This window comes from Arthrobacter sp. 05L44 (genome assembly GCF_056397605.1).
In genome coordinates this window covers 82,064-106,795 of sequence record NZ_JBFTNS010000005.1, presented here as the reverse complement: position 1 = coordinate 106,795, position 24,732 = coordinate 82,064, and the positions used below count along the sequence as shown (strand labels likewise).

Sequence of the window (24,732 nt, the reverse complement as noted above, 5' to 3'; positions counted from 1 at the left end):
GCAGGGCGTCCCGGGATCTGTGCAACGCTGTGCAACGGCGCTGGGGGCTAGCTCTTGCGGGCGTAGCCCTCCCACTTGCTGGCCTGGTGCTCGCCGTCGACGAAGCGGATGGTGCCGGACTTGGACCGCATCACGATCGACTGGGTGAGGACCTTGTCCTTGGAGTAACGCACACCCCGGAGCAGGTCGCCGTCGGTGATGCCGGTGGCGGCGAAGTAGCAGTTGTCGCTGGAGACGAGGTCGTTGGTGGAGAGCACCCGGTCGAGGTCGTGCCCGGCGTCGATCGCCTTCTGCTTCTCCTCGTCGCTGGTGGGCCACAGTCGGCCCTGGATGACGCCGCCCAGGGACTTGATGGCGCAGGCCGCGACGATGCCTTCCGGGGTGCCGCCGATGCCCATCAGGGCGTCAACGCCGGTCCCGGCGCGGGCCGCTGCGATGGCGCCGGCGACGTCGCCGTCCATGATGAACTTCGTGCGGGCGCCGGCCTCGCGGATTTCCTCGACCAGCGGGCGGTGCCGGTCCCGGTCCAGGATCATGACGTTGAGCTGGTTGACCTTAACGCCCTTGGCCTTGGCGATCAGGTGCAGGTTCTGCTTGACCGGAAGGCGCAGGTCAACCATGTCGGCCGCTTCCGGGCCGGTGACGAGCTTCTCCATGTAGAACACGGCGGAGGGGTCGAACATGGAGCCGCGTTCGGCGACGGCGAGGACGGCCAGGGCGTTGTTGATGCCGAGGGCGGTCAGCCGGGTCCCGTCGATCGGGTCGACGGCGACGTCGCACTCGGGCCCGGTGCCGTCGCCCACGCGTTCGCCGTTGAACAGCATGGGGGCTTCGTCTTTTTCACCTTCACCGATGACCACAACGCCGTTGAAGTGGACAGTCTGGAGGAAGGAGCGCATGGCGTCGACGGCGGCGCCGTCGGCCTTGTTCTTGTCACCAAAGCCCACCCAGTGGCCGCCGGCGATCGCGGCTGCTTCGGTGACGCGGACAAGTTCCAGGGCAAGGTTGCGGTCAGGCTCGTCAATGCCGACGGCGAGCGACGGGGAAAGTGTGGAGTACTTCTGGGTCATGGACGCTGGTGACACGTGAACCTCTTCTTCGAGTGGCGATCATTGAACCCGCGGTGTCCGGGCTCCGGCCCCCGCGGTGATCCGACTGTTATTGATCATAGTCGCGGCGCCACCTTGGGTCATGGAAATGACAAAACAGTGAAACGGTCCGGCGGCGGCGGCCGCACCCCTGCCGAATGTGAGTTCGGCCGGAAATGGGCGACTATAGAGGGGTGAATGAATTGCAGGACACGACGCCCCAGACCCCCGGATCACCGCAGGGCGGGGCCGGTCCGGACGCGGGAAACGCGGCCGGCGGCCAGCCCGTCAAGCCCGTCATCCGCGCCGCTGCGGCCAAGCGGGCGAACGCGTCGGTGATCGGCATGATCATCGCCCTGGTCCTGAGCATCGGGGCCTTCCTGCCGGTGGTGCTGATGAACCCGTCGCCCAAGGGCGACGGATACCGGCCGGACATCAACGTCAGCGCGATCGCCAAGAACGCCACCGATGTGGCGGGATTCACACCCGTCGCACCCGAAACCGGCAACGCGTTCCGCTCGAATTACGCCCGCTGGGAGTCCGGTTCCGGCAGCGGCGTCGCCACCTGGGAAGTGGGCTACCTGACGCCCAAGGAGTCCTTCATCGGCCTGGTCCAGACCCGGCAGGCCAATCCGACGTGGCTCCTGCAGCAGACCAAAAACGCGCCGGTAACCGGCACCCGCAACGCCGGCGGCCGCGACTGGCAGCTGCGCGATACCGGCAAGGGCGAGAAGAGCATGGTGCTCGACTACCGCGGGACCACCGTCATCCTCAGTGGCCCGGCCCAGCTGGACGAGTTTTCGGTCCTGGCCGCCGCCGTCGTAAAGGCCCTGGAAAGTAACCCAGCGTCCACGGTTTCCCCGTCTCCCACCGCCGCACCGTAAAGTAGGGGCCGTGGCTACTAACCTGACTCCCGCCCTCGCCTGGCGCCGGCTGCGCGAAGGCAACGAACGCTTTGTCGCCGGCGAATCCTCCCACCCGAACCAGGACGCATCGCGCCGCTCGGAACTCGTGGAGAACCAGCACCCGTTCGCCGTCATCTTCGGCTGCGCGGATTCCCGGCTCGCCGCCGAGATCATCTTCGACCTCGGCCTCGGCGACGCGTTCGTTGTCCGCACCGCGGGCCAGGTGATGGACGACGCCGTGCTGGGATCGCTCGAGTACAGCATCAGCGTCCTTGGTGTGCCCCTGATCGTGGTGCTCGGCCACGACAGCTGCGGCGCGGTCACCGCCACCAAAAACGCCGTGGAAACCGGCGAGATGCCGGTCGGGTTCATGCGCAGCCTCGTGGAACGCATCACCCCGTCCGTGCTCACCTCGCTGCGCAACGACCAGCACGAAATCAACGACATGGTCGTGGAGAACGTGAAGCAGACCTCACAGCGGCTGGTGGACAGCTCCCGGGTGATTTCGGAGGCCGTGGAGAACGGCCAGGCCGCGGTGATCGGGCTGGCGTACAGCCTCGCCGAAGGCCGGGCGGACCTCGTCTCCGGGATCGGCAAGCTCTAGGGCTGCGGTTGACCCCGGGTTCACGGTTTTCGGTGGACCCCTCGGGCCGAATAAGCTAGGCCCATGACTTCCACAGCAGATTTGAACACTGAAGAGTTCCGCATTGAACACGACACGATGGGCGAAGTCCGCGTTCCCGTAAACGCCCTGTACCGCGCCCAGACGCAGCGTGCAGTGGAGAACTTCCCGATCTCCGGCAAGACCCTGGAGCGCGCCCACATCGAGGCACTGGCCCGGGTCAAGAAGGCCGCCGCCCAGGCGAACGCAGAACTGGGAGTGCTCGACGGCGAGCTGGCCCAGGCGATCGCGGACGCCGCCGACGAGGTGGCCGCCGGCAAGTACGACGGCGACTTCCCGATCGACGTGTTCCAGACCGGCTCCGGAACGTCGTCGAACATGAACACCAACGAGGTCATCGCCGAGCTCGCGTCCCGCTCGCTCAAGGCCGGCGGCAGCGACAAGGTGGTCCACCCGAACGACCACGTCAACGCCTCGCAGTCGTCCAACGACGTCTTCCCCACCTCGGTGCACGTCGCTGCCACCTCCGCCCTGATCAACGACCTCATCCCGGCCCTCGGCTACCTCGCCGACTCCCTGGACCGCAAGGCCGTTGAGTTCAAGGACGTCGTGAAGTCCGGCCGCACGCACCTGATGGACGCCACGCCCGTCACCCTCGGCCAGGAATTCGGCGGTTACGCCGCGCAAGTCCGTTACGGCGTCGAGCGCATCAACGCCGCGCTCCCCCGCGTCGCCGAGGTTCCCCTGGGCGGCACGGCCGTCGGCACGGGCATCAACACCCCCGCCGGCTTCCCCGAGCGTGTGATCGAACTGCTCGCCGCCGACACCGGGCTGCCCCTGACCGAGGCCCGCGACCACTTCGAGGCCCAGGCCAACCGTGACGGGCTGATCGAGGCTTCCAGCCAGCTGCGCAACATCGCGATCTCCTTTATGAAGATCAACAACGACCTGCGCTGGATGGGTTCGGGCCCCAACACCGGCCTCGGCGAAATCGCGATCCCGGACCTGCAGCCCGGCTCCTCGATCATGCCCGGCAAGGTCAACCCGGTCATCTGCGAAGCGTCCATCATGGTCTGCGCCCAGGTCATCGGCAACGACACCGCGATCGCCTGGTCCGGCACCAACGGCGCGTTCGAGCTGAACGTCGGCATCCCCGTGATGGCGGCCAACCTGCTCGAGTCCGTCCGCCTGCTGGCCAACACCAGCCGCGTTATGGCCGACAAGATGATCGACGGCATCACGGCCAACGTCGAGCGGGCCCGCTTCCTCGCCGAAGCCTCGCCGTCCATCGTGACGCCGCTGAACAAGTACATCGGTTACGAAAACGCCGCCAAGATCGCCAAGAAGGCTGTCGCCGAGGGCCTGACCATCCGCGAGACCGTTGTCGCGATGGGCTTCCTGGAGCGCGGCGAACTGACCGAGGAGCAGCTGGACACGGCGCTGGACGTTATGTCCATGACGCGTCCGCCGCACAAGGCCTAGTCCCCCGGACAGTCCGACGGCGGCCGGCACCTTCCCAGCGAAGGTTGCCGGCCGCGGTCGTCCGTTAACGGCCGGTGGCCGGCCGTCCGTGTCGGGTCAGCTGTGGAAGTGTGCCGCGCCGTCGGGGTCGGCGGACCGTTCGATGGCCCGCAGGTGCGCCGGAGGCGGCTCGGGAAACTCGCACGGCCTGAACCAGCCCACCGCGAGGGACTCGTCGTCGTTGACGCGCGCCTCGCCGGAGACGTACCGGCAGCGGAACACCAGGGTCAGGAAGTGGCAGACGTCCCCGTTGGGGTAGGTGGTGGTGCCGGCGGCGTCCACCGAGACCAGCCGCTCGGCGGCGGCCACAACGCCGGTCTCCTCCAGGACCTCGCGCAGCAGGCCCTGCGCCGGTTCCTCACCGGGCTCCAGGATCCCCGTGACCAGGCCCCACCGGCTGGTGTCCGCCCGCTGGCCGAGCAGCACCCGGCCGTCGTCGTCGAACACCACGGCGCAGGCGCCGGGAATCCAGAGGGGGTCGTGGCCGATCTTTTCGCGCAGTGTCAGAATGAATTCGGGAGTGGCCATCCGGCCAGCCTAGCCCGCCGGCAACAGCAGGAGTGCCGCCGCGGTGCCCGCCAGCATAAACGGCCCGAACGGGATGTCGGACTTCAGGGTCCCGCGCCGGGTGACCAGCAGGGCCAGGCCCCACAAGCCGCCGAACAGGAACGCCGCGAAGGTCCCGGCAAAAACGTGCCCCCAGCCAAGGAAGCCAAGGTACATGCCGAGCACACCGGCGAGCTTCACGTCGCCGAACCCCATTCCGGGCGGGTACACGGCGCGCAACAGGAAGTAGAAAAGCCAGAGGGCCGCGCCGCCGGCCACCACCCGGAGCCCGGGCACCCCGGCCAGCCCGGCGCCCCCGCCGGCCGCCGCCGCGCAGAGCAGCAGGACGCCGGCCACCGCATAGGAAGGGAAGATGATCCGGTTGGGCAACAAATGGTGCCGCACGTCGATGACGGTCAGGCGCGCGGCCATGACGGCGAAGTACGCGCAGGCCAGGAGCACCAGCCAGAAGGCCAGCGGGGCGGCTCCCCCGAGTTCGCCGAGACGTTGGATCACTCTCGGATGCTACTGGATTTTGCCCCGCGTGCGCCGTTTCCGGCGTAGTGGGGCGTGACTGGCGGCCGCCGGGCCGCGCCGTTAGGCTTCCGGGATGACTGCGCCCGACTCGTACTGGCCCCCGTTCGCCCTCACGCTGGCCACACCACGCCTGACCCTGCGGCCCATCCGGGATGAGGACATCCCGGCAGCGGTGGACGCGGCCCTCAGCGGCGTCCACGAACCCGGCCGCAGCCCGTTCAGCCGGCCGTGGGCGGAATCCCCGGCCGAGAAGCTCGGCCCGGATATGGCGCAATGGTACTGGCGGTGCCGCGGGACCATGACCCCGCAGGAGTGGACCCTCCTGCTGGGCATCTGGCACAACGGCGAGTTCATCGGCTGCCAGGATGTCGAGGCCAAGGACTTCGCCACGCTGAAGACCGTCAGCACCGGATCCTGGCTGCGGCAAAGCGTGCACGGCCAGGGCCTCGGGAAGGAAATGCGCGCCGCCGTGGCCCTGTACGCGTTCGACTGGCTCGGTGCCGAGGTGGCCGAGTCCGAGGCCGCGGCCTGGAACCAGCAGTCCCTGGGCGTCTCCCGGTCCCTCGGCTACGAACTCAACGGCGTCACCCGCGCCAACTGGGGCGGCAAGCTGCAGGACTCCCAGAAGGTCCGCCTCACCCCGGCCAACTTCAAGCGCCCCGACTGGACCCTAGACGTCCGGGGCCACGCGCCCACGGCTAAATTCCTGGGGATCGCGACGTAGCCGGTCCGCGGGCCCTTCGCGTAGTCGCGCATCGCGACACATCGGCCCCAAAGGTCGCCCAGCGACCGTCGGGGCCCATGGGTCGTGTCTAAGCGACGGCGAAGGGGCCGTGGCCCGGCGAACCCGACCACGACCTCCGCAGCAGCTGACGGCCAAAGTAGCCTAGATCTCGGCCCCCTCCAGCATGTCCGTCACCAGGGCGGCGATCGGCGAGCGCTCGGAGCGGGTGAGGGTGATGTGGCCGAAGAGCGGGTGGCCCTTGAGCGTTTCGACGACGGCCGCCACCCCGTCGTGCCGTCCGACGCGCAGGTTGTCACGCTGGGCGACGTCGTGGGTGAGGACAATCTTGGAGTTCTGCCCGATCCGGCTCATCACCGTGAGCAGGACGTTCTTCTCCAGCGACTGCGCCTCGTCCACGATCACAAACGCGTCATGCAGGGAGCGGCCGCGGATGTGGGTGAGCGGCATGACCTCGAGCATCCCGCGGTCCATGACTTCCTCGACCACTTCCTGGCTGACCAGGGCGCCCAGGGTGTCGAAGACGGCCTGCGCCCACGGGTTCATCTTTTCGGACTCGGAGCCGGGCAGGTACCCCAGCTCCTGGCCGCCGACGGCGTAGAGCGGCCGGAACACAATCACCTTGCGGTGCTCCCGGCGCTCCAGGACGGCTTCCAGGCCGGCGCACAGGGCCAGCGCGGACTTCCCGGTACCGGCGCGGCCGCCCAGCGAGACGATCCCCACGGACGGGTCCATCAACAGGTCGATTGCGAGCCGCTGCTCCGCCGACCTGCCGTGCAGGCCGAACACGTCCCGGTCGCCCTTCACCAGGCGGACCTGCTTGTCGGCCCCTACCCGGCCCAGCGCTGAGCCGCGGCTGGAGAGCAACACCAGGCCGGTGTTGACCGGCATCTCGGCTGCCGTCGGGATAAAGACCGGCTCGTGGCCGTAGAGTGTGGCTACCTCGTCCTCGGCGGCGTCGATCTCGGCGATGCCGGTCCAGCCGGAGTCCTTGACCAGCTCGTTGCGGTACTCATCGGCGAGCAGTCCCATGGCCGAGGCCTTGACGCGCATGGGCAGGTCCTTGGTCACCACGGTCACGTCCCGGCCCTCGTTGGCCAGGTTCTTGGCGACGGCCAGGATGCGGCTGTCGTTGTCGCCGCCTCGGAATCCGGCCGGCAGCACCTCGGCCGAGATGTGGTTCATCTCCACCATGAGCGTGCCGCCGTCGTCGCCCAGCGGGATGGGCCTGTCGAGTCCGCCGTGCTCCACCCGCAGGTCGTCCAGCAGGCGCAGCGCCTTGCGGGCGAAGTAACCCAGTTCCGGATCGTGCCGCTTGCTTTCGAGTTCGGTGATCACCACGATCGGCAGGATCACCTCGTGCTCGGCGAAGCGGAGCACCGCCCGCGGGTCCGAGAGAAGCACGGAGGTGTCAATCACGTAGCTTCGGGCAGTCAGTCCGGTTGCTGTCCCTTCCCCGGAAACAGCAAGACCGGCAACAGCGTCGGTGGGCGCTGTGCCGGTCGTGGAAGTGGCTCGCTTGGCGCGAGAGGTAGCCTTCTTGCCCTGGTCGGAAAGGACGCCGGGCAGTTGTTCAGAAATAGCCACATCGACTCCAGCCCCGGGCCGCCGGCCCGGAATTGTTATTGGTGAGGCGGCTCGGCCGAGAGGCCGGACGCGGCCTCCCATACACCCGGTGCGAACTTCCGCTCCATGTACTGGCCTCCCCGATCAGCCGGCGGTTTGCCCGCTGATGGGATTAACGTACGTCCGCGGCGCGTGCATTGGGCGTCTATTTTTCGGCGATTCTTGTTGCCATCATGTGAACCCCGGATGAACCGGCTCAGGAACCGAAGCGGCGCTGCCGGCCGGCGTAGTCACGCAGCGCCCGGAGGAAGTCCACCTTGCGGAAAGCGGGCCAGAGGGCCTCGCAGAAATAGAACTCGCTATAGGCGCTCTGCCACATCAGGAAGCCTGACAGGCGCTGCTCCCCCGAGGTGCGGATCACGAGGTCGGGGTCCGGCTGGCCGCGGGTGTAGAGGAAACGGGAGATGTCGTCGACGCTGAGCTCGTCCGCCAGCTTGCCGATGTCAGCCCCGCGGTCGACGGCGTCGTGCAGCAGTTCGCGGACGGCGTCGACGATTTCCCGGCGGCCGCCATAGCCGACGGCGACGTTGACGTGGATTTTCTCCTGCACCGGGGTGCGGGCCGTGAGGTTGTTGAGCCTTTCGGCGAGGTAGTCCGGCAGCAGTTCCGGCGCACCCATGGCGTGCACCGAGATATCCGCGTCCTCGTCGAGCCGGTCCAGGGTGTTGGCGATGATTCCCATCAGCAGGTCCAGCTCCTCGCCGGACCGGTTCATGTTGTCCGTGGACAACATGTAGAGCGTGACCACTTTGATCCCGAGCTCCTGGCACCAGCCAAGGAATTCATGGATCTTATCCGCGCCGGCCTGGTGGCCCTGGCTCGTGGGGGCATTGAACTGCCGCGCCCAGCGCCGGTTGCCGTCGACCATCACCCCGATGTGCTTGGGGACGCGTTCCGGGTCGAGGGAACGCTGGAGGCTGCGCTCGTAGAAGCCATAAAGGAACCCGGGCAGTTCCATCCGGTGCTTCACCTGGCTTCCTTGGGGTCTGACGGCAGTGCATTCCTAGGCTACCCGCCGGAGGGGCCGCACCGCGCGCACCCCGTCGCCATTTCCGCTCAGGCGGGCACTACTCGCCGGTAACTTACCGGACCGTAGGTTATTCTTGGGGTATGGAGAGCAGCAGTCCGGCCTCCGGACCCGAGCGGTCCGCGCACGGCGACACCAACCCCGCAAAATCCGGTTCCAGCCCGGTGGACGACGCGGCCGTGAGGATCGCCGAACTCCTGATGATCAAGCCCAAATGGCGGGGGTGGATCCACACCGTCACGGCGCCGCTGGCCTTCGCCGCCGGCCTGGTCCTGGTGCTGCTGGCCCCCACCGCCGAACTGAAAATCGCTTCCGCCGTCTACGCACTGACGGGGGTGCTGCTTTTCGGGGTCAGCGCCGTCTACCACCGGGGCAACTGGTCCCCGCGGGTGAAGATGGTGCTCAAACGACTGGACCACACCAACATCATGCTGGTCATTGCCGGCAGTTACACACCCCTGGCCTGGGCCCTCCTCGACCGGCCCAAGGCGGTCCTGCTGCTCTGGATCATCTGGGCCGGCGCGGTCCTCGGGGTGCTGTTCCGGCTGCTGTGGACCAACGCCCCGCGCTGGTTGTACGTGCCGATCTACATTGCCCTGGGCTGCGGCGCGTTGTTCTACCTGCCGGACTTTTTCGCCGCCAGTATCCCCGCCGCGGTGCTGATCTGCGTCGGCGGGGCGCTGTACATCGCCGGTGCCGTGTTCTACGCCCTGAAGAAACCCAACTTCAGCTACCAGCACTTCGGCTTCCACGAGCTTTTCCACGCCTTCACGGTTTTCGCGTTCGCGGCGCACTACATCGCGATCGCCATCGCCGTCCTGGGCTGACCCGCCCTCCACTGGGCCGGCCAGGGCCGGCTCAGCGCGGCCGCCCGGCGTCGATGAGCCCGGGAAGCCGGCGCATGTCGTCGAAGACCGTGGTGCCCGGCCCGGCCAGCCACTCCGCCGGGGTGACGCCGCCGGCATAGGCGAATACGTGCATTCCGGCAGCCCGTGCCGCCTGCACGCCGTAGGCGCTGTCCTCCACGACGGCGCACCGCTCCGGGGCTGTCCCGAGCGTGGCGGCCGCATGCAGGAAGAGGTCGGGGGCGGGTTTGCCGTTGGCGACTTCCGTGGCGCTGAAGATCCGGCCGGCAAAACGGTGCAGCAGGCCTGTGCGGCCCAGGGTCCGCTGCATCTTCGCGTGGCTGCCGCTGGAGGCGACGCAGTGCGGGAGGCTGAGCCGGTCCAGGGCCTCCTTGACGCCGTCAACTGCCGTGAGGTCCCGTTCAAAGGCGTCGTGGTACCACTGCTGGTAGGTCCGGTCCCAGCCGTCGGCCAGTTCGATGCCGAGGTGCTGTTCGATGGTGGAGACAAAATTCGCCTCGCTGTTGCCAACGAAGCGCTCGACGATTTCCTCACGATCCAGTTCCCAGCCGAGGTCGGCAAGGACCAGCTGGTCCACGTGTACCGAGATCACCTCCGAGTCCACCAGGACGCCGTCGCAGTCAAAGACCACCAGTTCAAAAGGATCCCGGCCCGCGGGGGTAGATGTCATTCAGCCATGCTAGCCAGTTGTCCGTGCAGCTCCTCGACCGACCGCGCCGGCAGCCCGCAGACCATGCCGCGGCAGAGGAAGGCCTGCGCGGACCCGTCCGGTGCGGCACCCCTGCCCCGGAGCAGCGGGACGGTGGCCGCCGTCGGGGTTTCCGGACGGCCGAGGGCGATGACGAGACCGGGGCTGGCCGACTGCAGCAGCGCCCGGTGCAGCGCGGCGCGCAGCGGAGTGTCGGGTCCGACGACGGCGGCCTCCACCGGGCCGGCCAGCTCCGCCTGCGCCGTGGCCAGCAGCCCGCCCGCCACCCGGGGCGCGTTGGTGGCCAGCGGCGGCAGCAGCGACAGGATGTTGGCGGCCATCCCCCGGCGCTCCGCCGATCCCGACAGGGCGGACGAGGTCAGCAGGGCCGCGGCGAACGCGGCTGCTCCGCTGGGCGTGGCGTTATCGAACGGGTCCATCCCGGGCCGGCCGCCCTGGGCCGAGAGGACCTGCGCGGATTCACCGGCTGTGTCGCGCAGGGTGCCGTCGGCGGCGAACCGCGCGCACGCCGCAGCCAGGATGGCCTCGGCCAGGGCGTACCAGCGGGAGCTTCCGGTGACGGCGTAGAGGGCGAACAGGCCCTCCGCGCAAAAGGCGTAATCCTCCAGGAGGCCGCCGATCCCGCGGGCCGTCCCGCCGTGGGAGACCCGCAGCAGCCGGCCGGGCTCGTGTGCCTGCGCCGGCGTCCAGTGCACCCGCTCCAGGTAGCCGGCAATGTCCTCGGCCGCGGCCACCAGCCCGGGACGGTCCAGGACCGCGCCTGCGTCGGCCAGCCCCGCAATGGCAAGCCCGTTCCAGCCAGCCACCACTTTCTCGTCGCGGTCCGGCTGGGGGCGCTCGGCCCGGGCGCGGCGCAGCACCGGCCGCACCCGCTCCCAGAGTCCGGCGTCGGCGGCATCCAGTGCGCGGCCGGGATGCAGCGGCGAGCCGTCGCCGGTCACTGTTCCCGGGCTCCGGACGTTCATCAGCCGCGCAACGGCCGCGCCGTCGGCCGGGCCCAGCAGGGCCGCCAGCTCCCCCGGGGTCCACAGGTAGCTGGCGCCCTCGGAGTGGACCCCGTCCACCACCGTGTCCGCGTCCAGGGACGAGGCCAGCGCCACCGGACGTCCGCCGTCGTCCGGGGCTGAGAGGCCCAGGGCCGCCAGCAGCCAGTCCGCCGTACTGCCAGCGACGTCAGCGGCTTCGGCCGCAGGAAACGCCTCCGAGCCGCCGGCCCGGACCCAGTGGACGTAGCCGCGCAGCAGCTGGGCGTTGTCGTAGAGCATCTTTTCGAAGTGCGGCACGGACCAGTCGCGGGTGACGGAGTAGCGGGCGAAGCCGCCGTCGAGCTGGTCGAACAGGGCCGACCGCGCCATCGCGGCCAGTGTGCGGCCCGCCAGGTCCCTCGCGGCCTCCGCGGTATCGGAGGGCACGGCGGCGTGCCGGATCAGGAATTCGAGAACGGCCGACGGCGGGAACTTGGGGGCGGTGCCGAATCCCCCGGCGGCATCTTCGGACCGGGCCAGCGCACGCACCGCCGCGGAGAGGAGCTCCGGGTCCGGGGCGGGCGGGGGCGCGTCCAGCCGGACGGCGGTGCCGGCCTGCGCGGCGGCCATCCCGCGCGCCAGGGAGTCTGCGTTGTGTTCGACGGCGCTGCGGCGTTCCAGCCAGGCCTCGCGGACCGCCTCCAGGACCTGGCGGAAGGACGGACGGCCGGGCTGGGGCCGGGGCGGATAGTAGGTGCCGGCGTGGAAGGCCCGGCCATCGGGCAGCAGGAACACGGACATCGGCCAGCCGCCCTCACCGCTGATGGCCTGCGTTGCGGCCATGTAGACGGCGTCGATGTCGGGGCGTTCCTCCCGGTCCACCTTCACGGCGACGAAGTTGGCGTTCAGGAACCCTGCGGTGTCCGGGTCCTCGAAGGACTCGCCGGCCATAACGTGGCACCAGTGGCAGGCCGCGTAGCCGATCGAGAGGAACACGGGTACGTCCCGTGCCGCGGCGAGGGCGAAGGCCTCGTCCCCGAAGGGCCGCCAGTGCACCGGGTTGCCGGCGTGCTGGCGCAGGTAGGCGGAGGGTTCCCCGCCGAGGGCATTGGCCGCGCCCGGCGGGGTGTTGGCAGGACCGCGGTCAGCGGTTCCCGGATCCTGGGTCACCGTTGGCTTCCGGACGCGGCTCCGGCTCCGCTGCGGGGCTGCCGGCCTCGGGGTTGCCGGTGCCGGACAGCGGGGACCGACCGGTGCCGGCGTCGTCTGCGGCATCGAAGGCTGCGGCTTCCCCGGTTCCGGCGCGTTCCTCTTCGACCTGGGCGCGGTAGCGCACGCGGCGGATCCGGCGCACCATGTCCACAATCAGCAGGGCCGTGAGCACAACAATGAACGCGGTCAGCAGGAAGCCCAGCAGGCCCGGGGTGACCTGGTCCTGGTCGAGGCCGGGGCGCAGCGACGGCGTCGGGGCGGGCGCCGGGGCTGTCGCCAGGGCGATGAGCAAGGAATGCACTGTGGAAACCTTCTGTGGGGAACGTCGTCTACGGGACTTCCCACGCCGCTCTTCTACGCGGCATAGAAATCCCTGCTGGGTCTATCTTAGCCCGGCGAAGAAGTCCGTTTCGGGCAACTCCGTGGGGACGCTGGACTTGATCAGCGAGTAGTCCTCCCACGGCCAGGTCTGCCGCTGCATCGCCGGTGAAACCGCAAAGAAGAACCCGTCAGGGTCGATCTGGGTGCGGTGCGCGCGCAGGGCCTCGTCGCGGGCTTCGAAGAAGTCGCCGCACTCGATCTGCGTTGTGGTGGGGTGCGTCGGGGCCGGCGGGGTGTGGCCTTCGGCGTCGGCCTCAAGCCACGCCGCGAGCCGCTCGGCGTACGGCGACTGGAGCCCGGCTGCTTCCAGGGCGTTATGCAGGGCGCGGAAGCGGTCGGGGCTGAAGGCGCGGTCGTAATACAGCTTGTCGGGCGTCCAGGCCTCGCCGGTACCGGGGTACCGGGCGGGATCGCCGGCGGCGGCGAAGGCCTCGACGGCGACCCGGTGCGCCATGATGTGGTCCGGGTGCGGGTATCCGCCGTTCTCGTCGTAGCTGAGGATGACCTGGGGTTTGAAGGCCCGGACCAGCCGGACCAGCGGTGCGGCGGCGCGCTCCAGCGGCAGTGTGGCGAAGGACCCGACGGGCAGCGGCGGCAGCGGGTCGCCTTCGGGAAGGCCGGAATCCACAAAACCCAGCCAGCGCTGGCGGATGCCGAGAACCTTCGCGGCGTTGTCCATCTCGAGCCTGCGGGCACCAGCCATGTCCCGTTTAGGGTGCGGGGCGTCCTCCATGCCCGGGTTCTGGATGTCCCCGCGGGAGCCGTCCGTGCAGGTGGCCACCATCACGTCTACGCCGGAGGCCGCGTACATGGCCATGGTTGCGGCGCCCTTGCTGGACTCGTCGTCGGGGTGGGCGTGGACGGCGAGCAGCCGAAGCGGTGCTGACGGGCTGGTGGACGCTGTCATCGTCGGACGGCTCCTCTTTCTTCTGGTTCGCTGCTGCGGGGGTGCCGGGATGGCGGGGCTGCTGTTGCTGAACGGCCGGGCGGACATTGCGCCGCCCGATCCACACTAAACTGGACTGGTGACTTCCGAGGAGCAGCCTGCCGCGCCGGCACCTACCAGCCTAGCCAATCGCTACGGCGGCCAAAAGCGTGTGCTCGGCCGCAGAGCAAAGCGCAACATCCTCCTGGCGGCACTCGCTGCCGGAATCGGCTTTATGGCCTGGGTCTCGACGTCGGCCGCCACCGAATCGGTCACCTTCAAGGACATCGGCTACAGCACCCCCGATGCTACCGCCGCCGAGATCGACTTTCAGGTCACCAAGAACCCGGGGACCGCCGCCAAGTGCGCCGTCAAGGCGCTGGATTCGAAGTTCGCGGTGGTCGGGTGGAAGGTCATCGACGTCGGGGCCAACGCGCCCGACGCCGGCGCCGACGGCGGCAGCACGACCGTGCACCGGCTCACCATCCGCACCGAATCGCAGTCCGTCTCCGCCGTCGTCGACAACTGCTGGATCCCCACCGCCGGCAAATAGCCGGACCGGCCGCCCTCCGCCCGGCAGCCCCGCCGCCGTCCCGTAGCCTCCCGTGCGGCGTAACACGGTGTGACCTGCGCCGCAGTGGTTCTTGGGTTTATCCACAGCATTGACTACAATGGATCAATACCTCTGCCCCGCTGAGCTGGTCACTGAGATCCATAAGTGGCCACCGTGGCGGGGTCTTTGCTTGTTTGACCAGCTTGTTTGACCATCTAAAGGAGAAGTCCGTGTCGACCACCAACAGCGCAACTGCAGCTTGGCTTACCCAGGAAGCTTTTGACCGCCTGAAGGCAGAGCTGGACCACCTCTCCGGCGCAGGCCGTGCAGACATCGTCCAGAAGATTGAGGCTGCCCGCCAGGAAGGCGACCTCAAGGAGAACGGCGGCTACCACGCGGCCAAGGAGGAGCAGGGCAAGATCGAGGCCCGCATCCGCCAGCTGACCGTGCTGCTCCGCGACGCGCACGTGGGCGAGGCCCCGGCCGATGACGGAATCGTCGAACCGGGCATGATTGTGGTCGCCAAGATCGCCGGGGACGAAGAAACTTTCCTGCTCGGTTCCCGCGAAATCGCCGGCGACTCCGATCTGGACGTCTTCAGCGAAAAGTCCCCGCTGGGTTCGGCGATCGTCGGCCACAAGGAAGGCGACAAGCTCAGCTACACCGCCCCGAACGGCAAGGACATCTCCGTGGAGATCATCTCCGCCAAGCCGTACGCCGGCTAACAGCGCTTCATTCGACGCCGTTCCTCCCCCACCGGGGAGGAACGGCGTCGTCGTTTAACGGTGCGGCGCACGGACGCGGCGGGGCCGGCGTGCGGGGCCGGCGTGTGGCTAGTGGTACTGGCCGTACTGCCCGTACCCCGGCCGGCGCCGGCTCAGCAGCAGGGCCGCGATGACGCCGCCCGCCGCGCCGCCCAGGTGCGCCTGCCACGAGACGTACCCCGCCACGCTCGGGAGCACACCGATGAGGATGCCGCCGTAGGCGAGGAAAAGCACCACGGAGAGCAGGATCTGCCACCAGTTCCGGTTGAAGAACCCGCGTACCAGCAGGAACGCGAACAGCCCGAAGACCAGCCCCGAGGCCCCGACGGTGACGTTGAACCCGCCGATCAGCCACACCACAGCCCCGGACCCCAGCCAGCTGGACGCCAGGGCCGTGGCGAAGACCCGGAGCCCGGACAGGAACACCAGGAACCCGAAGATGATCAACGGCAGGGTGTTGGAGAGCAGGTGGGCGAGGTTGGCGTGCAGCAGCGGAAACGTCAGGATGTCCAGGAGCCCGTCGACCGAGCGCGGCCGCAGCCCGAAGACGGCGTTCAGCGAGTGCATCATCAGGGTGTTGATGAACTCGATCACGTAGAGCAGGAGCACGAACGAGCCCATCACCAGCAGGCCCGCGCGGGCCCGGCCGGCGGGAGTGTCGCGCTGCCCCGCCCTCGAGGCTTCGAGCACGGCCGGTGCCTAGTGCACCACGATCGGCTGGAAGCCCTCGGCCCGGAGCGCCGCGAGGACCTGCTCGCAGTGTTCGTGGCCCTTCGTTTCCAGGTTCACGGTGATGGAGACATCGCCCATGCTGATGGATCCGCCCACCCGGGTGTGGTCCAGGCCGGTGACGTTGGCGTCGTTTTCGGCGATGATCCGGGCGATGGTCGCAAGCGAACCGGGGCGGTCGTCCAGCATCATCCGTACCGTCATGTAGCGGCCGGCCGCGGACAGGCCGCGCTGGATGACTTTGAGCATCAGCATCGGGTCGATGTTGCCGCCGGAGAGCACGATCGCGGTGTTGCCCGGGTTCTCGATCTTGCCCTCCATCAGGGCGGCGACCCCGACGGCGCCGGCCGGCTCGACCACCATTTTGGCGCGTTCGAGGAGGAAGATCAGGGCCCGGGCCAGGGCGTCCTCGCTGACGGTGACGACGTCGTCGACGAGTTCGCGGATGATGCTGAAGGGCAGCTGGCCCGGCCGGCCCACCGCGATGCCGTCGGCCATGGTCGAGACGCGCTTGAGCGGCACCAGGGCGTCCGCGGCGAGCGAGGGCGGGTAGGCTGCGGCGTTTTCGGCCTGCACGCCGATGATCCGAATGTTACGGCCGAGCTCCTTGGCCCGGGCCTTCACGGCGACAGCGACGCCGGCGAGCAGCCCGCCGCCGCCGACACCCATCAGGATGGTGTCCACGTTGGGAAGCTGCTCAAGGATTTCCAGGCCTACCGTGCCCTGGCCGGCCACGACGTCGACGTCGTCGAAGGGGTGCACAAAAACGGCCCCCGATTCGTCGGCGTACCGTTTGGCCTCGGCCAGGGCCTCGTCGACGTTGTGGCCGTGGAGGACCACCTCGGCTCCGTGACTGCGGGTGGCCGCCAGCTTGGGCAGGGCCACTCCGAGGGGCATGTAGATGCGCGCCTTGATGCCGAGGGCCTTGGCCGCGACGGCCACCCCCTGGGCGTGGTTGCCGGCGGAGGCCGCGACCACGCCGCGCTTCTTCTCCTCGGCGGAGAGCTTGGCCATCCGGACGTAGGCGCCACGGACCTTGAAGGAGCCGGCGCGCTGCAGGTTCTCACACTTGAAGTAGACGTCGCCGCCGGCGATGCCGCCCAGCGCCCGGGAGGATTCCACCGGGGTCCGCATAATAATCCCGTCGAGCAGCTTCTGCGCCTCCAGGACATCGTCCAGCGTGACGGGCAGGCTCTCGAGGGTATTCACGAACTAGTCTCCTTTGGGGGTTCCGGCGTCGGCGCCAGGGAAGCGGACCTCCCTGAAGCCCGGGTCCTCGCCGGCGCCGGCAAGCACAGGGACTCCCTGCGGGCTCGCGGCTGCCAGCTCTCCATCATGTTCCCACGTTCTGCCTGCAATGTACCGAACTGCCGAGTTTGCTACGGCGAGGATCGGCACGGAGAACAGGGCACCCGGAATTCCCGCCAGGTACGACCCGGCGGCCACGGACAGGATGACCGCCACCGGGTGCAGGGAGACGGCCTTGCCCATGACCAGGGGCTGCAGGATGTGGCTCTCCAGCTGCTGGACCAGGAGCACGATGCCCAGCATGATCAGGGCGTTGACCACGCCGTTGGCCACCAGGGCCAGCAGCACGGCGATCGCGCCGGTGACCAGGGCGCCCACCACGGGAATGAACGAGCCAATGAACACGAGCACACCCAGGGGCAGCGCCAGCGGAACACCGATGATCGCGGCTCCGGCGCCGATTCCGACGGCGTCCACGAAGGCCACGAACAGCTGGATCCGGGTGTAGCTGACCATGGACGTCCAGCCGCGCCGGCCGGCACCGTTGACCGCGGGGCGTGCCTTCCGCGGCATCAACCGGACCAGGAACCGCCAGATCCGTTCGCCTTCAAGCAGGAAGAAGATGGTGACAAACAGGGCGATCAGGAGGCCGGCGGCGAAGTGGCCGGCGGTACTGCCGAAGGTCAGCGCCCCGCTGAGGATGCTGCTGCTGTTGTTTTGCAGCGCGGAGGTGGCTTCCTTGATGTAGGTGTTGATCTGGGCGGCGGTCAGGTGCAGCGGACCCTCGGCCAGCCAGGTCTGGACCTGCTGCACGCCGGTCAGTGCCTGCCCCCAGAGTTCGCCGAACCCGGCGGTCAGCTGGCGGCCGACCAGGGCGAGGGCCCCGGCGATCAGTCCGATGAAACCGAGCAGCGTGACGGCCACGGCGGCACCGTTGGGCAGCCGGTGCCGGCGCAGCCAGCGGGTGATGGGGCTGAGCAGGCCGGCCAGCAGGGCCGCGACCATCACGGGGATGATCAGGAAGCTGATTTTGCTCAGGAGCCAGATGAGTCCCCCGGTGACGAGCAGGATGAGCCCCACCCGCCACGCCCACGACGCCGCGATGCGCACCCCGTAGGGAATGTCTTCATCCAGTTCCCGGTCGCTGCGGACCCGCGCGCGGGCGGCGGCCGGTGTACCGGCCGGGGCGTGGCCCGCGTCGCCGGCGTGCACGGATCCGCCGGCCGGCGCAGGTCCGGTCGGTTCGGCGGCGGCAGGAGCGGAGAGCCCGGGGGCTGCGTAGCCCGGGGGTTCGGTTGCGGATTGGCGGGTGGCGTCCTCGGCTGGCGTCATAGCCCCATAATTCCTCAGTGTGGCGCCCAAAGGAAACGGGCAAGCCGCCGTGGCCGCGGCCGGTTAGCTCCCCAGGTCCGCGGTGATGCCCCAGCTTATGGAGAAGGACTCGCCCGCAGGCAGCCAGCGCAGGCCGTCACCGCTGTTGAAGGCGTTGGCCGGACCGGTCATCGGTTCGATGGCGACGGCCTTGGTCCGGCCGGGGAACTGGTCGGTGACGAACACATGGACGTAGCCGCAGTTCCCGTCCTGCCAAAGGCTCACGCTGCGGCCGTCGTCGGAACGCAGGGTGCTGCGGGCAGCACCGCCGTCGACGTCCAGATCCGTGTAGGCGCAGTCCAGGTCAAGCTCGCCGGCGAGCCGCCCGGCCCGGAGGTCGAAGTCGCCGCCGACGGGCTCCGCGCCGCGCGGAATCAGCCGCTCGTCCGTCACCAGCCGGGTGCGGCCGCTGACCGTCAGTTTCAGCTGCTCGGTGGGAACGTCGCCGAGCCGCAGGTAGGGGTGGGCGCCGAGCACAAACGGGGCCGGCTCCGTCGAGTCGTTGACCAGCGTCTGCCGGACGGTGAGCCCCAGGGCCTCGTCCAGCCCGTACTCCACCCGGTGGCGGAGCAGGAACGGGTAGCCGTGCTGCGGGAACACCGCTGCCTCGAGCGTCACCGAGAATTCGGCCTCGTCCACCAGTTCGTAGGCGGTGTTCCGCAACAGCCCGTGGCTGGCGTTGTTCCGCGACACCTCGGTGATGTCCAGCTGCTGCTTTTTGCCGTTCAGGTGCCAGACGCCGTCCTCCACCCGGTTCGCCCACGGCGCCAGGGTGATGCCGGTGGCGCCGGGGGCAATGTCGTCGTCGCCGTAGGTTTCGGTCAGGTGGATCCCGGCCCGGCTGTAGAGGCGCAGGCCGGCGGCGAGTTCGGTGACCACGGCCAGGGCGTCGCCGCGGCGCAGTTCGTACTGCCGGCCGCTGGCGTAGCGCCGGACTGCGTCGTCGGGCCCGGGTGCGGGAGGTGTCGCTGTGAGATCCATGGTGACCACCGTACAGACCGGCCGGCAACCCGTATACCGTGGGTCCATGACTTCGAGCAGCGCAGGCATCCGGCCATGACCCCGACCGCGGACAGCAGTGGCCTCGCCGCCAGGTTCGAAGAGGTCTTCGGGACCGCTCCCGACGGCGTCTGGCAGGCTCCCGGCCGGGTCAACCTGATCGGCGAACACACGGATTACAACGAGGGGTTTGTCCTGCCCTTCGCCATTGACCGGGCCGCCCGCGTAGCTGTCCGGGTGCGCTCCGACTCCGCGGTCCGGATGCTGTCAACGTTCGGCAATCAGGGGCTGACGACGGCGGACACCGCCGCCCTGGATCCCGCCACCGCCAGGGGCTGGACCAAGTATCCGCTCGGCGTGCTCTGGGCCCTCCAGCAGCAGGGGCTCGAGGTCCCGGGCCTGGATCTGCTGCTGGATTCGGACGTGCCGCGCGGCGCCGGGTTGTCCTCGTCCCACGCGATCGAATGCGCCGTCGTCCTGGCCGTCAACGAACTCACCGCCGCCGGGCTGGGCATCGAGGACATGGTGCTGGCGACGCAGCGCGCCGAAAACGACTTCGTCGGTGCACCCACCGGGATCATGGACCAGTCCGCCTCGCTCCGCGGCGCTGCCGGCAACGCGGTGTTCCTCGACTGCCGCGACCAGAGCGCGCGCCTGGTGCCGTTCGACGCCGGGGCAGCTGGCCTGGTGCTCCTGGTCATCGACACCAAGGTGTCGCACTCCCACGCGGCCGGCGGCTACGCGGACCGGCGGGCGTCCTGCGAACTGGGCGCCGACGTCTTGGGTGTCCAGGCGCTGCGGGATGTCCGGCTGGAGGACCTGGAGGAGGCCGCCGGGCTGCTCGACGCGGAGACGTTCCGCCGGGTCCGGCATGTGGTGACCGAGAACGAGCGGGTGCAGCGGACCGTGGAACTGCTCGAGGGCGCCGGCCCGCAGGCGGTTGGCCCCCTGCTGGACGCCTCCCATGCCTCGATGCGGGACGATTTCGAGATCTCCTGCCCGGAACTGGACCTTGCCGTGGAAGCCGCCCGCGCCGGTGGGGCGCTGGGCGCCCGGATGACCGGCGGCGGCTTCGGCGGCGCCGCGATCGCGCTGATTCCGGCGGCCGCGGAGCAGGCGGTACGCGACGGCGTCGGCCGGGCCTTCGCCGCTGCCGGGTTTGCCGCTCCCGAGATCTTCCCCGTCCACCCGGCCGCGGGGGCCCGGCGGCTGGCCTAAACCCCGGGGCGGGTTCCGGTTCCTGTCGGGCGGGGCCGGGCCGGGCGTAGGCTGGGCGCATGCCCGACGCCGTGATTGTAGCCACCGCCCGCAGCCCCATCGGCCGGGCCTTCAAAGGGTCCCTGAAAGATGAACGGCCCGACGACCTCGCCGCCGCAATGGTCACCGCCGCCCTCGCGAAACTGCCCGGCTTCGACCCGCGCGACGCCGCCCGGGGCCTCGATGACCTTTATCTGGGCTGTGCCGAACCCAGCGGCGAAGCCGGGTCCAACATGGCCCGGGTGGTCAGCATCCTGGCCGGCCTGGACAACGTTCCGGCCGCCACCATCAACCGTTTCTGCGCCTCCAGCCTGCAGACCCTGCGGATAGCGTTCCATGCCATCCGTTCCGGTGAAGGCAACGCGTTCGTGGCCGCCGGGGTGGAGTCGGTGTCCCGGTACCCTGCCTGGACCGGGGCCGGAGAGACCGACGCCGGCACGCACAATCCGTTGTTCGACGCCGCCGCGAAGCGCACCGCGGCCCGGGCCGCGTCCAACACCCCCTGGACCGACCCGCGCCTGGGCGGCCGGATGCCGGACATCTACATCTCCATGGGCCAGACCGCGGAGAACGTCGCCACCAGCTACGGCATCAGCCGCGCCGAGCAGGACGCCTGGGCCGTGCAGAGCCAGCACCGGGCCGAAGCCGCAATCGCCGCCGGGTTCTTCGCCCGCGAAATCACGCCCTACACCCGCAAGGACGGCACCGTGGTGGACCGGGACGACTCCCCGCGCGCCGGCGTCACCTTGGACGGCGTGGCCGCCCTCCAGCCGGTGTTCCGCAGCGAGGGGACAGTGACGGCCGGGAACGCCTGCCCCCTTAACGACGGCGCCGCCGCCGTCGTGGTGATGAGCGATGCCCGCGCCGCCGAACTGGGGCTGGAACCGCTGGCCCGGATCGTCTCCACCGGGGTCAGCGCCCTCTCCCCCGAGCTCATGGGCATGGGGCCGGTCGAGTCCACCCGGCGGGCGCTGGCCCTCGCCGGGCTCAGCATCGGCGACATCGACCTCGTCGAGCTAAACGAGGCCTTCGCGGTCCAGGTGGTTGCGAGCGCCCGGGAACTGGGCATCGATCCCGGCAGGCTCAACGTGCACGGCGGAGCCATCGCCCTGGGACACCCCTTTGGCATGACGGGCGCCCGGATGACCACCACCTTGCTCAACGGGCTGCGCGAGCGCGACGGCACCCTGGGCCTGGCCACTCTCTGCGTGGGCGGCGGGCAGGGGATGGCGGTCATCCTCGAACGGCTCCGCTAGGTCCCCCGGCCCACGGCACATGGCGCGGCCGGCCCTTGTGCCCGGCACACCCAAAAGCCGGCACACACAAAAGCGGGCCCCGCCATCCGGCGGGACCCGCTTCCGTTTAGTCGCTATGGCGCGTAGTCGCTGTGGACCGCCCGCGGCTAGTCGTCGCCGCGGAGGATCGCCAGCAGGCGGATGATCTCAACGTAGAGCCAGACGAGGGTCACGGTCAGGCCGAAGGCCGCGGTCCACGAGAAGCGCTGCGGGGCGCCGCTGCGGACGCCGGCTTCAATGCTGGTGAAGTCCATGATCAGGGAGAACGCGGCAAGGCCGATCGCCAGCAGGCCGATGAAGACGCCAAGCGGGATCCCGAAGATCTCGACCGACGTCCGGAGGCCGAACGGGCTCTGCACGGCACCGGTCCACATCATCACCATGTTGATCAGGGCGAAGACGGCATACCCGATCATGGCGATCATAAAGAAGCGCATGGCCTTCGGGGTGGCCCGGACCTTGCCGCTCTTGAACAGGACCAGGGTTACGGCGAAGACCGAGAGGGTGCCGATGACCGCCTGCAGGCCCACGCCCGGGAACATCCCGTCGAGGATCCGGGTCAGGCCGCCGAGGAACAGGCCCTCGAGCGCGGCGTAGGCCAGGATCAGCGCCGGTGACGGCTGCTTCTTGAAGGTGTTGACCATGGCCAGGACAAAGCCGCCCAGGGCGCCGACGATCATCAGCATGGAGGCCAGGCCCGGCGCCACGACGAGGGTGACGGCGGCACCGGCGATGACGGCCGCGAGGCAGGCTGCGGTCTTCATAATGACGTCGTCGAAGGTCATGCGGCCGCTGTCGGCCGGGCCGGCGGCCGGACGGTTGTACATGTCCTGCAGCTGCTCGTTGCTCATCGCCTGCTGCGCCGGGTTATAGCCCGCCTGGGTCTGGCCGTAGCCCTGCGGCTGGCTGTAGACCTGGCCGTACTGGCCCTGGCCGTAACCGTTCTGGCCATAGCCCTGCCCGTACGGTGCATGCGGGGCAGGCGGCGCCTGGGTGGCTCCACGGAAATTCTTTCCGTTGAAGATCGGGTTTCCGCCAAGTGCCATTGCTGGTGTCCTCCAAATAAAGGGGGTTAGTGATGATCGGTGGTGGTGATCGTTACGACTCACGCTACCAATTCCCACGCCCGGTGGGCCGGGATAGTTCCCCGGGGCCGCCGCCGCAACCCAACCGTGACCTGCCCCGGCTGGAATTCCGGTGCCCGTTGGGGTCCGCCGCCGGTCAATGTTTAGGAATCCTCGTACTCAACAAAAGTTTTCTTTAGTTTGACTAAACCGCGTTCACTCTCCGGCTACACGGTTGTTATCCGATCGCGACGTTCGCCCTGCTCGCAGCGGCATTACCCACCCCATCAGGGCTGTAACATTGGCCCAACAGGGTGACGAAGGTCACAGGCATTACCGCTCCACCGCATCGCACTATCCGCTCCACCCTTCGTCCCCTGACCGTTCGCAGCGGTTGCAACGGCGCAACCCAGACCACCCCCACGTGGAGGTTTTCATTTTGAGTAGCAATCCGAGAGGCCTGTCGCTGAGACGACGCGGCAGAATGCTGAAAGCTGTGGGGGCCATTTTCGCCGCCGTAGCCGCCCTTCTGCTGATCGTCGCCCCGGCTTCCCAGGCCGCGACCCCCTCGCCGACACCATCCCCGTCGAGCACCTCGTTCCAAAACAGCATCAGCGGCTTCCTGCGCGGCGATGACCGCGCCCCGATCGCCAATGTCACCATTACCGCCAAGAGCGGAGACTTCACCGGAACGACCAAATCGGGTCCCAACGGTTCCTGGAATATCGGCGTCCCCACGCAGGGAACGTACGAGGTCGAACTGGACGTCAAAACCCTCCCCCAGGGCATCAAGCTCGCCGAGGGCCAGGAAAACCCCCGCAAGGTCAGCTTTAGCCAGACCTCCAACCTGTCGGTGATCTTCGCCTTCGGCAAGGGCATCGTGGTTCAGGGCGAGGACTTCGGCCAGAACCTGATCAACCGCCTCGTGGCGGGCCTGAGCTTCGGGCTGCTGCTCGCACTCGCGTCGGTGGGGCTGTCGCTGATCTTCGGCACCACCGGCCTGACCAACTTCGCCCACGGCGAGATGGTCACCCTGGGCGCGGTGCTGGTCTTCGGGTTCAACGCCATGAACCTGCCCTTCTGGCTCTCGATCATCCTCGCGCTCCTCGGCGGCGGCCTCTTCGGCTACGTCCAGGACGCCGGGCTGTGGCGGCCGCTGCGGCGCCGCGGTACCGGCCTGGTCCCGATGATGATTGTCAGCATCGGCCTCGCCCTCGCCGTCCGCTATGTCATCCAGTTCTACTTCGGCGGCGCCACCCAGCAGCTGCCCTTCGCGCAGAGCGCGGAAATCCAGATCGGGCCGGTCTCCATCTCGCCGAACAACCTCTGGTCCCTGCTCATCAGCGTCGTGGTGATCGCCGCCCTCGGCGTCGTCCTCCTCAAGACCCGGCTGGGCAAGGCAACCCGTGCCGTGGCCGACAACCCCGCGCTGGCTGCAGCCTCGGGCATCGACGTCGACGGGGTCATCCGGATCGTCTGGGTCACCGGCGGCATGCTCGCCTCCCTCGGCGGCATCCTTTGGGCGTACTACCGGCCCGGCGTCACCTTCGACATGGGCTCGCAGATCCTGCTGCTGATCTTCGCCGGCGTCACGCTCGGCGGCCTCGGCACAGTATGGGGCGCGTTGTTCGGATCCATCATTGTCGGCATCTTTGTGGAGCTGACCACCGTGTTCGGCCTCGCCGCCGACCTTAAGTACGTGGGAGCACTGTTCATTATGATCGTTGTCCTCTTGTTCCGGCCTCAGGGCATCCTGGGCCGCCGCGAGCGCGTGGGTTAG

At 68.9% G+C, this 24,732-nt stretch carries 24 protein-coding genes; 10 read left to right on the top strand and 14 right to left on the bottom strand.

Annotation, left to right across the window (positions count from 1 at the left end; all coding sequences use genetic code 11):
* Positions 1 to 47 precede the first annotated feature (47 nt).
* Positions 48 to 1,070 carry a class II fructose-bisphosphatase gene (gene glpX, locus AC1DHY_RS11940; protein ID WP_476879322.1) on the bottom strand — a complete coding sequence of 341 codons (1,023 nt, stop codon included), beginning with the start codon at positions 1,068 to 1,070 and terminating at the stop codon, positions 48 to 50.
* Positions 1,071 to 1,264: 194 nt separating this feature from the next.
* Here glpX and AC1DHY_RS11935 point away from each other — a divergent pair, with 194 nt between their 5' ends.
* The 3 genes from AC1DHY_RS11935 (at position 1,265) to AC1DHY_RS11925 (ending at position 4,097) form a co-directional block, all read left to right on the top strand.
* Positions 1,265 to 1,972 carry a DUF4245 domain-containing protein gene (locus AC1DHY_RS11935; RefSeq protein ID WP_476879318.1) on the top strand — a complete coding sequence of 236 codons (708 nt, stop codon included), beginning with the start codon at positions 1,265 to 1,267 and terminating at the stop codon, positions 1,970 to 1,972.
* Positions 1,973 to 1,982: 10 nt separating this feature from the next.
* A complete protein-coding gene (locus tag AC1DHY_RS11930; RefSeq protein WP_476903666.1) occupies positions 1,983 to 2,597 on the top strand; it encodes a carbonic anhydrase in 615 nt (204 codons plus the stop codon).
* A gap of 63 nt (positions 2,598 to 2,660) precedes the next feature.
* Entirely contained in the window at positions 2,661 to 4,097 is a 1,437-nt protein-coding gene (locus tag AC1DHY_RS11925) for a class II fumarate hydratase (RefSeq protein ID WP_476879316.1), read from the top strand.
* A 96-nt stretch (positions 4,098 to 4,193) separates the two neighbouring features.
* On the opposite strand, the gene AC1DHY_RS11920 is transcribed toward AC1DHY_RS11925, so the two are convergent.
* On the bottom strand, positions 4,194 to 4,664 hold the full coding sequence (locus tag AC1DHY_RS11920) for an NUDIX hydrolase (RefSeq protein ID WP_476879315.1): 471 nt from the start codon (positions 4,662 to 4,664) through the stop codon (positions 4,194 to 4,196).
* A 9-nt stretch (positions 4,665 to 4,673) separates the two neighbouring features.
* Positions 4,674 to 5,198, bottom strand: coding sequence for a prepilin peptidase (locus tag AC1DHY_RS11915; RefSeq protein ID WP_476879314.1), 525 nt, complete (start codon positions 5,196 to 5,198; stop codon positions 4,674 to 4,676).
* Positions 5,199 to 5,292: 94 nt separating this feature from the next.
* Between AC1DHY_RS11915 and AC1DHY_RS11910 the strand changes: the two genes are divergently transcribed.
* Positions 5,293 to 5,943 carry a GNAT family N-acetyltransferase gene (locus AC1DHY_RS11910; RefSeq protein WP_476879313.1) on the top strand — a complete coding sequence of 217 codons (651 nt, stop codon included), beginning with the start codon at positions 5,293 to 5,295 and terminating at the stop codon, positions 5,941 to 5,943.
* Between the two features lie 162 nt (positions 5,944 to 6,105).
* On the opposite strand, the gene AC1DHY_RS11905 is transcribed toward AC1DHY_RS11910, so the two are convergent.
* Both AC1DHY_RS11905 and AC1DHY_RS11900 read right to left on the bottom strand, forming a co-directional pair.
* Positions 6,106 to 7,548 (bottom strand): PhoH family protein, encoded by a 1,443-nt coding sequence (locus tag AC1DHY_RS11905; RefSeq protein ID WP_476879312.1) that lies wholly within the window; start codon positions 7,546 to 7,548, stop codon positions 6,106 to 6,108.
* Positions 7,549 to 7,783: 235 nt separating this feature from the next.
* Positions 7,784 to 8,545 (bottom strand): isoprenyl transferase, encoded by a 762-nt coding sequence (locus AC1DHY_RS11900; RefSeq protein WP_476879321.1) that lies wholly within the window; start codon positions 8,543 to 8,545, stop codon positions 7,784 to 7,786.
* A gap of 254 nt (positions 8,546 to 8,799) precedes the next feature.
* Here AC1DHY_RS11900 and trhA point away from each other — a divergent pair, with 254 nt between their 5' ends.
* Positions 8,800 to 9,441 carry a PAQR family membrane homeostasis protein TrhA gene (trhA, locus tag AC1DHY_RS11895; protein WP_476879320.1) on the top strand — a complete coding sequence of 214 codons (642 nt, stop codon included), beginning with the start codon at positions 8,800 to 8,802 and terminating at the stop codon, positions 9,439 to 9,441.
* Positions 9,442 to 9,472: 31 nt separating this feature from the next.
* Here the strand turns inward: trhA and AC1DHY_RS11890 are convergent, their stop codons facing one another.
* The 4 genes from AC1DHY_RS11890 to mca all read right to left on the bottom strand — a co-directional run bounded on the left by AC1DHY_RS11890 (position 9,473) and on the right by mca (position 13,654).
* The gene (locus tag AC1DHY_RS11890; protein WP_476879311.1) at positions 9,473 to 10,150 is read right to left on the bottom strand and encodes an HAD family hydrolase; all 678 of its coding nucleotides are present in this window, start codon (positions 10,148 to 10,150) and stop codon (positions 9,473 to 9,475) included.
* Positions 10,147 to 12,324: a thioredoxin domain-containing protein gene (locus AC1DHY_RS11885; RefSeq protein WP_476903665.1), complete on the bottom strand. Its 2,178-nt coding sequence runs from the start codon at positions 12,322 to 12,324 to the stop codon at positions 10,147 to 10,149. The genes AC1DHY_RS11890 and AC1DHY_RS11885 overlap by 4 nt, the downstream gene beginning before the upstream one ends.
* On the bottom strand, positions 12,299 to 12,667 hold the full coding sequence (locus AC1DHY_RS11880) for a hypothetical protein (protein WP_476880201.1): 369 nt from the start codon (positions 12,665 to 12,667) through the stop codon (positions 12,299 to 12,301). The genes AC1DHY_RS11885 and AC1DHY_RS11880 overlap by 26 nt, the downstream gene beginning before the upstream one ends.
* 81 nt (positions 12,668 to 12,748) lie before the next feature.
* Positions 12,749 to 13,654 (bottom strand): mycothiol conjugate amidase Mca, encoded by a 906-nt coding sequence (gene mca / locus AC1DHY_RS11875; protein WP_476880200.1) that lies wholly within the window; start codon positions 13,652 to 13,654, stop codon positions 12,749 to 12,751.
* Between the two features lie 118 nt (positions 13,655 to 13,772).
* On the opposite strand from mca, the gene AC1DHY_RS11870 reads away from it, so the two are divergent.
* Complete coding sequence (locus tag AC1DHY_RS11870) at positions 13,773 to 14,225, top strand: DUF4307 domain-containing protein (RefSeq protein WP_476903664.1); 453 nt, start codon at positions 13,773 to 13,775, stop codon at positions 14,223 to 14,225.
* A gap of 230 nt (positions 14,226 to 14,455) precedes the next feature.
* Entirely contained in the window at positions 14,456 to 14,950 is a 495-nt protein-coding gene (gene greA / locus AC1DHY_RS11865) for a transcription elongation factor GreA (RefSeq protein WP_476880198.1), read from the top strand.
* A 108-nt stretch (positions 14,951 to 15,058) separates the two neighbouring features.
* On the opposite strand, the gene AC1DHY_RS11860 is transcribed toward greA, so the two are convergent.
* The 4 genes from AC1DHY_RS11860 to AC1DHY_RS11845 all read right to left on the bottom strand — a co-directional run bounded on the left by AC1DHY_RS11860 (position 15,059) and on the right by AC1DHY_RS11845 (position 19,318).
* Positions 15,059 to 15,610, bottom strand: a complete 552-nt coding sequence (locus tag AC1DHY_RS11860; protein ID WP_476880203.1) for a rhomboid family intramembrane serine protease — start codon at positions 15,608 to 15,610, stop codon at positions 15,059 to 15,061.
* A gap of 78 nt (positions 15,611 to 15,688) precedes the next feature.
* Positions 15,689 to 16,927 carry a threonine ammonia-lyase gene (ilvA, locus tag AC1DHY_RS11855; protein ID WP_476903663.1) on the bottom strand — a complete coding sequence of 413 codons (1,239 nt, stop codon included), beginning with the start codon at positions 16,925 to 16,927 and terminating at the stop codon, positions 15,689 to 15,691.
* Positions 16,928 to 16,930: 3 nt separating this feature from the next.
* Complete coding sequence (locus AC1DHY_RS11850) at positions 16,931 to 18,298, bottom strand: AI-2E family transporter (RefSeq protein ID WP_476878000.1); 1,368 nt, start codon at positions 18,296 to 18,298, stop codon at positions 16,931 to 16,933.
* A gap of 63 nt (positions 18,299 to 18,361) precedes the next feature.
* Entirely contained in the window at positions 18,362 to 19,318 is a 957-nt protein-coding gene (locus AC1DHY_RS11845; protein WP_476877999.1) for an aldose 1-epimerase family protein, read from the bottom strand.
* A 75-nt stretch (positions 19,319 to 19,393) separates the two neighbouring features.
* On the opposite strand from AC1DHY_RS11845, the gene galK reads away from it, so the two are divergent.
* Positions 19,394 to 20,554 (top strand): galactokinase, encoded by a 1,161-nt coding sequence (gene galK, locus AC1DHY_RS11840; RefSeq protein ID WP_476877998.1) that lies wholly within the window; start codon positions 19,394 to 19,396, stop codon positions 20,552 to 20,554.
* 59 nt (positions 20,555 to 20,613) lie between these two features.
* A complete protein-coding gene (locus AC1DHY_RS11835) occupies positions 20,614 to 21,849 on the top strand; it encodes an acetyl-CoA C-acetyltransferase (RefSeq protein WP_476877997.1) in 1,236 nt (411 codons plus the stop codon).
* A gap of 146 nt (positions 21,850 to 21,995) precedes the next feature.
* Here AC1DHY_RS11835 and AC1DHY_RS11830 read toward each other — a convergent pair whose 3' ends face one another.
* Positions 21,996 to 22,934: a Bax inhibitor-1/YccA family protein gene (locus AC1DHY_RS11830; RefSeq protein ID WP_476903662.1), complete on the bottom strand. Its 939-nt coding sequence runs from the start codon at positions 22,932 to 22,934 to the stop codon at positions 21,996 to 21,998.
* A 502-nt stretch (positions 22,935 to 23,436) separates the two neighbouring features.
* Between AC1DHY_RS11830 and AC1DHY_RS11825 the strand changes: the two genes are divergently transcribed.
* Positions 23,437 to 24,732 (top strand): branched-chain amino acid ABC transporter permease, encoded by a 1,296-nt coding sequence (locus tag AC1DHY_RS11825; RefSeq protein ID WP_476877995.1) that lies wholly within the window; start codon positions 23,437 to 23,439, stop codon positions 24,730 to 24,732.